7 protein-coding genes are annotated in these 9272 nt (G+C 37.2%); 5 read left to right on the top strand and 2 right to left on the bottom strand.

Annotation, left to right across the window (positions count from 1 at the left end; all coding sequences use genetic code 11):
* Positions 1-353, bottom strand: a 353-nt coding sequence (locus tag NEOC65_RS09400) for a transposase family protein (protein ID WP_213156338.1), incomplete at its 3' end; no start/stop codon positions are given.
* 434 nt (positions 354-787) lie between these two features.
* Between NEOC65_RS09400 and NEOC65_RS09395 the strand changes: the two genes are divergently transcribed.
* The 4 genes from NEOC65_RS09395 to NEOC65_RS09380 all read left to right on the top strand — a co-directional run bounded on the left by NEOC65_RS09395 (position 788) and on the right by NEOC65_RS09380 (position 6190).
* Positions 788-1663, top strand: a complete 876-nt coding sequence (locus tag NEOC65_RS09395) for an MYG1 family protein (protein WP_166155189.1) — start codon at positions 788-790, stop codon at positions 1661-1663.
* Between the two features lie 11 nt (positions 1664-1674).
* Positions 1675-2013, top strand: a complete 339-nt coding sequence (locus NEOC65_RS09390; RefSeq protein ID WP_213152466.1) for an HIT domain-containing protein — start codon at positions 1675-1677, stop codon at positions 2011-2013.
* A gap of 689 nt (positions 2014-2702) precedes the next feature.
* Positions 2703-4439 carry a HEAT repeat domain-containing protein gene (locus tag NEOC65_RS09385; protein WP_213156337.1) on the top strand — a complete coding sequence of 579 codons (1737 nt, stop codon included), beginning with the start codon at positions 2703-2705 and terminating at the stop codon, positions 4437-4439.
* Positions 4440-4549: 110 nt separating this feature from the next.
* Entirely contained in the window at positions 4550-6190 is a 1641-nt protein-coding gene (locus tag NEOC65_RS09380) for an ABC transporter substrate-binding protein (protein ID WP_213156336.1), read from the top strand.
* Positions 6191-6347: 157 nt separating this feature from the next.
* On the opposite strand, the gene trxA is transcribed toward NEOC65_RS09380, so the two are convergent.
* A complete protein-coding gene (gene trxA, locus NEOC65_RS09375; protein WP_213152463.1) occupies positions 6348-6791 on the bottom strand; it encodes a thioredoxin in 444 nt (147 codons plus the stop codon).
* 1418 nt (positions 6792-8209) lie between these two features.
* Here trxA and NEOC65_RS09370 point away from each other — a divergent pair.
* On the top strand, positions 8210-9272 hold a 1063-nt coding region (locus NEOC65_RS09370; protein WP_213156335.1), incomplete at its 3' end, for a hypothetical protein.

Genomic DNA, 9272 nt, shown 5'->3' with positions numbered 1-9272 from the left:
AAAATAACCTCATATTCCGTATCGCTTTTCAAAAGCTCTTTACGTCCCGGTAAAGCAAAATCTTGATGCTTGATTAACGTATCTTCAATCCATTTCACCGCTTTATAAGCTGAGCTTTCACTGATTCCATAGCTTTGGCTAATATGGAAATAGGTTCTATATTCTCGCATATATTCCAAGGTCATTAGCAGCATGTCTTCTAAACGTAGTTTATATTTACGCCCGCCTTTAATCTTCTTGGCGGCATCGGCCTCCTGTAAAATTTGCACCATCTTATCAAAAGTACTACGCTTTACCCCTGTCAATCTGCGAAACCGTTCATCATCTAATTTCTCTATCCTATCAAATTTCATGGTGCCTCCTTTAAATGTTGAGTCACCATTTTACTAAAATTTACATTTTATTCCAGTTTCGAAAGAGGTCTAATATTGTGTTTATAGCCTGTCAATAAAGTAAGAGGCAAAGAGAAACAAAAGTGCTAACCTTTTATCTTTAATGGCAACCTTTTCTTTCTTCTTTTGAATTAAATCTCTCATAGTTAGGCGGTTAATTTTATAAGTATAAGCAGTGCTTTTGCGTAAAGAAAGCTTTTTCAAAGTAAAAAGACAACTTTAAGAGAGAATAGTTTTGTTTATAAGTTATCTTGCCTTTTAAAATAGCGCGAAAAAAATTACGGCTAATTTATTTGAGCTAAAGTTTAAACAAGCTCTTGGATTTTGTTTTAATAAAAATTTTGCTTGTGACATAATTTTTTCCTTACACCAGATCAAGATAGCAAATTTAATTTATGAATAATCAAAAGCTTCCCAGAAGTGTAGGAACCCATAGCGGAACTTTTCATGCCGATGAGGTGACTGCTTGTGCCCTTTTACTTCTCTATAATTTAATCGACCGTGAGCAAATTATACGCACACGGGATCCTCAGCTTTTAAGTAAATGTGAATATGTATGTGATGTGGGCGGATGCTATGATCCTGAAAATAAGTTGTTTGACCATCATCAAGCAGATTATCAAGGAGCCATGAGTAGCGCAGGAATGGTTCTTCTTTATCTTAAAGACCAACATATCATTACCCCTAAAGAGTATGATTGCTTTAATGCAAATCTAATTTTGGGAGTGGATGCTCATGATAATGGTAGGGATCCTCAAATTTATGGCCTGTGTACTTATTCTAACATTATTTCTAGCTTTACCCCTATTAAGCAGGATGCCGATGATGCCACACAAGATAAAGCTTTTTTTGATGCACTAGATTTTGCTTATCAATATCTTAATCGTATACTTAATCGATTTAACTATATTCTCTCCTGCCGGGAAATTGTCTCGAGAGCCATGGAGAAGCAAGACGATTGTCTAATGTTTGAGAAGAATATTCCTTGGTTGGAATTATTTTTTGAATTAGGAGGAGCTAATCATCCTGCAAAATTTGTAATTATGCCAGCAGGACCGCATTGGAAATTGCGAGGCATTCCTCCTACCTATGAAGATAAAATGAAGGTACGCTCTCCTCTCCCTAGCGAATGGGCCGGGCTCTTAGAAGAGGAGTTAAAAGAGGTGAGCGGGATAAAAGGAGCCATTTTTTGTCACAAAGGAAGGTTTATCTCTGTGTGGGAAACTTACAACGATGCTTTAAAAGCTTTAAATTATGTACTTAAAAAGTAGACAATAAAATTATGACAACCAATGTTTTTGCACAAATTATAGCAGGTAAAATTGCGGTAGACAAAGTATTTGAGAATGAACGCATCTTGGCTTTTAAAGATATTCATCCTGTCGCACCCGTGCATATTTTAATTATTCCAAAAAAGGAAATTGCTGATCTTCAATCCGTCCAAGTAGAAGATTTGCCTTTAATTAGTGAGATTGTACAAGTAGCTCAGCTGTTAGCAAAAACACACCATCTGACTGAGGGTTATCGGTTATTAACTAATAATGGGTCTTTAGCAGGACAAACGGTTTTTCACTTACATTTTCATTTGATAGGAGGACGTAAGTTAGAAACGTTAGGATAGAATTAATTCATTTATTCCATGAAAAATGTTTTAAAACGAATAAATAGATGAAGCTTTTAGCTTATACGCTTTCGAGCAGCTCTTTATGTAATCATATACTTAGTAAAAAGCTTGTTTTTACGGGTAGAATCAGCCTAGAAAAAGGCTAATTTCTTTTTTGGTTATGTAGACGCAGTTTCTTTGAAAGGTATGACTAGGCAGAGCTGCGGGCAGAATATAAATTTTATCCTCTAAGAGTTTGAATAGCCCATCGATGCTGAAGCTGCATTCTACTCCTGCAGTTTTATCCTTTGAGGGAAATTAAAATTTTATTAATAGAAAATGTAAGATTTATGTTCAAAACCCTAGTTTCTTGTTTAAAAGCTATTTTATTGAAAGGAAAAGTGGTTTTTAAATAGAGTAGTTCGTTTTATATTCATAGAAACTCCTCAGGATATTTTGCCCATCCTTAAAGGATTTCTTTGCTATTATAAAGAAATGATAGGTGGAGTGATAATTCTTAAACCTTATGCCCTTCATGCACAGCTTTTTAAGCGCTAAAGCGAAAAGTGACTGCTATAAAGCAAGCCTTGAGGCTACATAACAATTGCTTTTTAACGCTTACAGAGAATGTTCAAGGAATGTTCAACTTAATGTTTGCAAACATGATTTTCTAATTAAATTATATAATAAGTAGTTAAATTTTGTTTATGCGAGAGATAATTTTTTGGATAGGGTGTAGCCTTGCTTTCCTTTGCTCAGCAGCTGGCTATGGAAATGAAGAAACATATGTCCAAGCGGCTCATGCCCATCTACGCATTCAAGACTTTGGATCGGCTAGTCAAGAAGCTAAAGAAGGTCTTTATTTATTTCCTCACAGTAAAACATTATGGGCAGTCTATATTAAAGCTCTTGCTAAGCAGGGCGATGAAAAAGAGATGTTGGCTACATGGAAAAATTACATAGAAATTTTCCCTGAGGAGAAAGATAATCGGGCTTTAATAGAAACTTTAGCATGGGGGGTGATCGAACATGCTACTTTTTCCTCTTTGCCTACCATTCGATTTATGGCCATCCTCTCTGCTTTTTTTTCTCAGGATGCAAAAGGTATTAAAATTTTATTAAAAGGACTAAAAGATAAAAATTCAGCTCTAAGGAGTGCTTCTGCTCAAATGAGTGCGCATTACCGTGATCAAGAGATTAAAGAGGAAATGCTTCGCTTATTCCATGAAGAAACAGTCTGGAATGTAAGACTGCAAGTCATTCGTTCGCTCGGTTTAATGAAAGTAAAAGAAGCCAAGCAAGAATTGCTGGATCTATTACAAAAAACTACCACCACGGCGGAAGAAACCAGAGTGGTTATTGAATCTCTAGTCAATTTATGGGGCGTGGCTACCCGAGAAGATGTTTCGCGTTTAGCAAAAGATAAACGTGCGGCTCTGCGCTTGCTAGCCTGCGAGGTGATCGCCCATGGCGATATGAAAGATGCTATCGATTTAATTATACCTTTAATCCATGATTCTCATGCCGAAGTGCGCCAGGCGGCCTTGTGGGTGATAGGTTATCTACGCATTCAAGAAGTTAAAGGAGAATCATTATGGCTTTTAGTGGAAAAGAAATTGGAAGATATTGACCCCCTAGTTAGCATAAAAGCCGCTTGGCTATTGACGTTAAATGGTTCTCTAAAAGGCCCTGAAGCTTTTATTAAATGGTTAGAAAGCCCTAAGAGAGATGTGCGTATTATAGCAGCGGCAAACCTTGCAGCTTGTGGAAAATATGCCTTCCCTTTGATTGAAGAGCAATTTAATAAATCTGCCGATCCTTATGTAAGCATAAACTTAGCTTTGGGTTTAATTAGCCAGCGTGTAGAAATTCGAAAAGCATGCCAGGTTTTATGCCAGGGGCTTACTCATCTTAAAGAAAAATGGTCATGGGATGAAAAAAATCATGTGCGTGCTCTTGTGCCTAATCGGCTAAGGCATTTCGATGACCCTGATGTTTCTCCTGCTATTATAGATCAAATGACACGCCTTGAAATTCTAAATGTTTTGGCTATCATGAGAGATTCGCAAGCTCAGCAAGCTATTAAATCTTTTTTGAAAGAAAAAACATGGGGGATTACTGCTCTGGCTTCAGTAACCTTGCTCTCAGAAGGCGATCAAACGGCCATAGATCTAGTGCAAGAGCTTTTGAATGATGAGGAAGTACAAGTGCGGGTGCAAGCTGCTTTAATAATGGCAAGATGGGGGAGAAGCGAGAAAGCTTTGGAAACTTTATTACAAGCTTTTCCTGAAGCTGATAGAGAAATGAAAGAGCGTATTTTAGAAGGTATGATGCATATATCTTCGTCACAATCAATACCCTTCCTTCTCCATTGCTTACAAGATTCTTATCCCTCGCTAAGGGTAATTGCGGCCGCAGGACTTATTATGTGTTTATATCATTAAAAATTCTAAACTATGATATGCAGTTGAAGGTAGCAATAAGTTTCCATAAAAAAGCTAAGCATGCTTATAGGGCAATAAAAAGGACTTTTGCCCTTTTATTAGCAAAATTTATGAAAAAGAATTTTCTTGTGGCAGGACTGTCGCTAATCATTCTCTGTTGTTTGTGGGAGTTAACAAGCCACTATTTTATTCAATATCAATTCGTTCTACCTCCCTTTTCTTCGATTGTAGTGCAGATGTGGCAAAGTTCAGATCTTCTGGTGAGAAATAGTAAGGTCACCTTGCGAGAAATGGCGGGTGGCTTTTTATTGGCTTCAGTCATTGCTTTTCCTTTAGCCTGGATCATGTATCTTTATAAATCTGCTAGGACAGTCCTGCAGCCCTTCTTTGTCGTGCTTCAATCAATTCCTATGTTTACTTTGGCCCCTATCATGATCGTATGGTTTGGGTGGTCAGATATGGCTATTATTTTACCTACGGCGCTCATGATTTTTTTTCCTCTTACCCTCAATATCTATCAGGGTTTAATGAGCACCCCTCAGGATTTACTTGATTACTTTTACATCAATCAGGCTACAAGATGGCAAACGTTTACCAAATTACAGCTACCTTATTCCTTGCCCCATATTTTTGCAGGATTTCGGATTGCAGCTGCAGGCGCGGGAATTGGCGCTATAGCAGGAGAATGGGCTGGTGCACAATCTGGCTTAGGAGTATTAATGCTAAAAAGCCGAAGAGCTACAGAGCTTGAAATCACTTTCGGAGCTCTTCTTTGCCTGATTATGGTTAGCCTCTGGTTTTATAGTATCATTGCCTACACAGAATATCGCTATAAAAGACATCAAACGATGAAAGGATGGGTAATAGGCTTATTTTTAGCTCTCGTATGGATGATAGGAGTTTTTCCTTCTCCTATGCAAACTGCATTGCCAGAAAAGCAGGTCCTACGTTTATTACTAGATTGGTTTCCCAATAGCAATCATGTGCCTATTTATGCAGGCATACAAAGAAAAATTTTTGCTAAACATGGCATTCAATTGCAGATAATAGAACTTAATGATCCTGCGGATAGCGTACCTTATGTGATAGCAGGAAAAGCAGATTTAGCCCTCTACTATCTACCTGATCTTATTCAGGCCCAGCAAAAAGGTGCTGGTTTGAAATTAGCAGGCGTTTTAGTGGGCCAACCATTGAATAGCTTTATTTTCCGCCAAGGAGAGGGAATAAGCTCGCCTAAGGATTTGTCCGGCAAAATCATAGGTTATAGCTTAGGGGGTAACAATCTAAAAGTATTACAGCGCTTATTGCATGCTAATGATCTACTTCCCAAGAAAATTATCAATGTAAATTTCGATCTTGTCACACTCTTAGCCAATCGGCAAGTCGATGTCATTTATGGAGCTTTTTGGAATATTGAAGGTGAACATTTAGAGGCATTAAATATAAAAAACTCTTGTTTTAAAGTAACGCAATTAGGTCACCCTGTTTACAGCGAATTGATCTTTATCAGTCGACATGATTTTAATAGGTTAGACGCTTTTAAGCTAGCTATGCAAGAAAGCATTGATTACTGTAAAGCCTATCCTGAAGAAGCTTTTGAACTTTATGCTCATTGTCACTCTGAAAAGAGCGCTGCGACCATTAGGTGGGAAAAACAGGCTTGGTTAAAGACAGTTCCGCTCTTGGCAGAATCCCAGCAGATTTCAAGGCAAGAGTGGGTTTATCTAAAAAGATGGATGGAAGAATTGTAAAATGAATTTTTAGTAGGGAGCCTTCAGTTGAGCTTTTCTTTTTGATACTTCTCCAGCTCATTTATCTAAAAGCGAAGTTTTGTTTATTTAAAAGCTTTTTTTTTAAGTTCTCCGACCTTCCTAATAAAAGGAATCACCGGAGAACCTATGAGCTATTTTAATGACCAAAATAGCTTTTGATCATTGAAGCTAGTTGGCTTTTATTCACAAATCCAGAAGATCGACCGAGCTCTTTGCCGTCCCTGATAAAAATAAGGGTAGGAAGAGCTTGAATATTGAAATGATCGGATAAATTTTTTTGCTGATCAGCATTGAGCTTAACAAATAGATAACGGTTACCTAATTCCTTGTTTAATTCCTCAAAAATAGGAGCTAGTTGCTTACAAGGACCGCACCAATCGGTGTAAACATCTAGAATGATAGGTAAAGGATTACTAAGAATTTGCTGAAAATTATCGGCGTTTAAGTAGACGATCGATGAAGCAGGCCTGTTGTACCTGGTCTGAGAGGAGTGGAAATTTTCATGCCTAGTAGGACTAGGAGCCGCAGCTAGCAGTGAGCAATTTAAAAATATAGATAGAGACGCTAATATTTTTTTCATGTTTTACCTCCTTGTTTTATTTATTACTTTAGCAAACTTTCATCATTACAAGCTATTTTAAATTCCATCTTATCTTTAGTGCCCAACCGATTATCAGCTAATACCTACTTAAGCTTCACTTGATGGGTAGCTACTTGTTAAATAAGTGTCCTAGTCCGTTGATTTTTAGGGAGCAAAGGCTACCTTTTCTTCTTCTTTGATTTTCAGATCTTAAGAATGCATGCCTCTTTCGACTCCTTCCCATCCTATCGGAAAAGGATGGTCCTCATAGCCAATAAGGCTTGAGGGTGAACTAATACCTGCCATTTGCTTTTCGATAATAAGGCTTTCATTTATATAGAGCTTTACTTCTGTACTTATTAACGATAATCAATGTTCCCTCTTTGGCTTGTTTTAGATAGCGCACTTGCTTTATAACAACTTGCTATAGGTCTTTTGATTTTCAGAAGGTCGTTATTAAGAAAGCGGGTAGCCGAACCATCTAAAAGATTGGATCGTGACGTAGCTGTCGCTTATGCGTTTCAGTTGATTAAAATAATCGTTATAAATGCCCTAGATGATTTGGTCCCATTTCTTTATTCTATTTTCAAAAATAGTAGGTCTACCGAATAATTTTCCAACACCTCTGCACGTAAGTTGAGTGATTCGGTGGCTAATCCTATGATTATTGAGCTAACAAAGAATGTAAAGGCTGCTTATGGAGATGGTGTTTATGATAAATAAGCTTTCTGCTGCTCAATTTATAGTCGAGGTATAAGCCTTTTATAATTTCTCTCGTGAAGAGGAAGGCTAAGCTACGAGATGGGCAAGAGCGAGAAAAAAAGGAGTGCTTTGAAAGCCATTCCACGCTTTGGCAAGAGGATCATGCCAGGCAGCTTGGGAAGAAGCTTTAGGAGTATATAGAAGATGCTTACCGAAACGGTAATGTCTCGTTTTAAGAAAGACTTTGGTAGAGGTTGGCGTTCTATGAAGCTAGCTTTTCAGCGAGCGGGGCTCTAGGTTAAGACTTTTAGCTATGAAAAGGATAGAGAAGCTTAAAATCCTTAAAAGACATTAGGCATTAACTTAAAGGGGGTAAAGCTTGATATAACACCTATAATTTAACCAAACAAAATAATAGATCATTTACACAACAAGGTTGGATTCTCTACTAGGTAAGGAATTAGAAAAATGAAGTTTTATAGGAAAATCAAACTAAAAAACATATTTTCTTGTTTTAATTAATAAATATAGGGCTTATAGTTAGCCGCGGATAATTTTTTGAATTAAAGCTTGGAAAGCAAGGATAGCCTATAAACGCTTGGCTATAGCTACTTGCTAGCAATAAATCATTAATATTTCTTAGGATTGATTAAATTGTTAAATAATGCAAGCTTTGCTATTAGCCTTATAAAACATTAAAGAAAGGGCTTAACCTCATGCAAGTTCCAAATCTCTCTCCCCATCCTCTATCAAAGATTTCACCTGAAATTCCCCTATCTGAGATTTCCCCCGAGATCCACAAGATGTTACAAAATCCTGAACTTTACGACATGGTCCAGGGTACTCTATGTGGCCGGCTGATTAAATTGCTTCTAGCACGCAGTAATACCACTTTAGAAAAGCATTTATATGCATACAAAGCTAAAGGAATTGTACTCTCAAAAAGGCTAGAAACCGTATGGGGAATAGCCCAAGCCACAGATAATCAAGAAGCCCTTGATATACTTTATAAGTATAATCCTAACTTAGCTTCCATCTGCCATATTAAGCTTATGGCTCATCGATTTGGTATTGTCGGTAAAAGCCAAATAAATGGGCAGTCTTTTGAGTTAGAAGGTTCTGATCATCGCATTACCTTTCAAGCTCTTTATACTTCGCTTAAACAGCATCTCGACCTTCCTGAGCAAGAGATGATTCTTCCTATTATTGAAATGACCTTAAAAGTTGAAAAAGATCCTCATACAAAGGATCAAATCCTTTTAGATGCCTATCACCAAGGCAAAACAATTTTTTTGCCTTTGCTATTTAGTTTATCTAGAGCCTGTCACATTTATGGTTTTCTCATTAAAGGCAACCGGCTAATCAAGCTTAATAAAGGACTTCACGCAGACCTACCAACAGGCTTACATGTTTATATAATAGGCGATCCTTCTAAGATTAATATTGAATACATTCATAGATTATTGAACACGAATGTATTAAGGACATATTTTGAAAAAGGTGTGGATAAAGAACTTGGCCTTATTCACGACCATTATATCCCTACTACCCTTCAAAGAGGAGGATTTTGTTCTTGGTCTTTAGCCAAAATGGCTTTACGCGGAGGATTTATTTTGGAGGGGATTGAAAATGAAAAAATAAAATATAAAAAATGGAGTCACGCCGATCGTTTTGCCACAGTCATTGATTATCTAAAGCAAGAAAATATAGATCCCCACTTAATCGCTTCGATGTGGTGTAGAACTAAAGACCAAAAAATTAAAGAAGCTTTGGAAGATA

Origin of the sequence: Neochlamydia sp. AcF65 (assembly GCF_018342435.1) — a bacterium.
Taxonomy (GTDB): Bacteria; Chlamydiota; Chlamydiia; order Chlamydiales; family Parachlamydiaceae; genus Neochlamydia.
The sequence above is the reverse complement of the archived record's forward strand: the minus strand, read 5'-3'. Positions and strand labels throughout refer to the sequence as shown.

Coding starts and splice junctions, on each gene's coding strand:
- NEOC65_RS09395 (WP_166155189.1), top strand. CDS start 788: ATGAATAATCAAAAGCTTCCCAGAAGTGTAGGAACCCATAGCGGAACT.
- NEOC65_RS09390 (WP_213152466.1), top strand. CDS start 1,675: ATGACAACCAATGTTTTTGCACAAATTATAGCAGGTAAAATTGCGGTA.
- NEOC65_RS09380 (WP_213156336.1), top strand. CDS start 4,550: ATGAAAAAGAATTTTCTTGTGGCAGGACTGTCGCTAATCATTCTCTGT.
- NEOC65_RS09385 (WP_213156337.1), top strand. CDS start 2,703: ATGCGAGAGATAATTTTTTGGATAGGGTGTAGCCTTGCTTTCCTTTGC.
- trxA (WP_213152463.1), bottom strand. CDS start 6,791: ATGAAAAAAATATTAGCGTCTCTATCTATATTTTTAAATTGCTCACTG.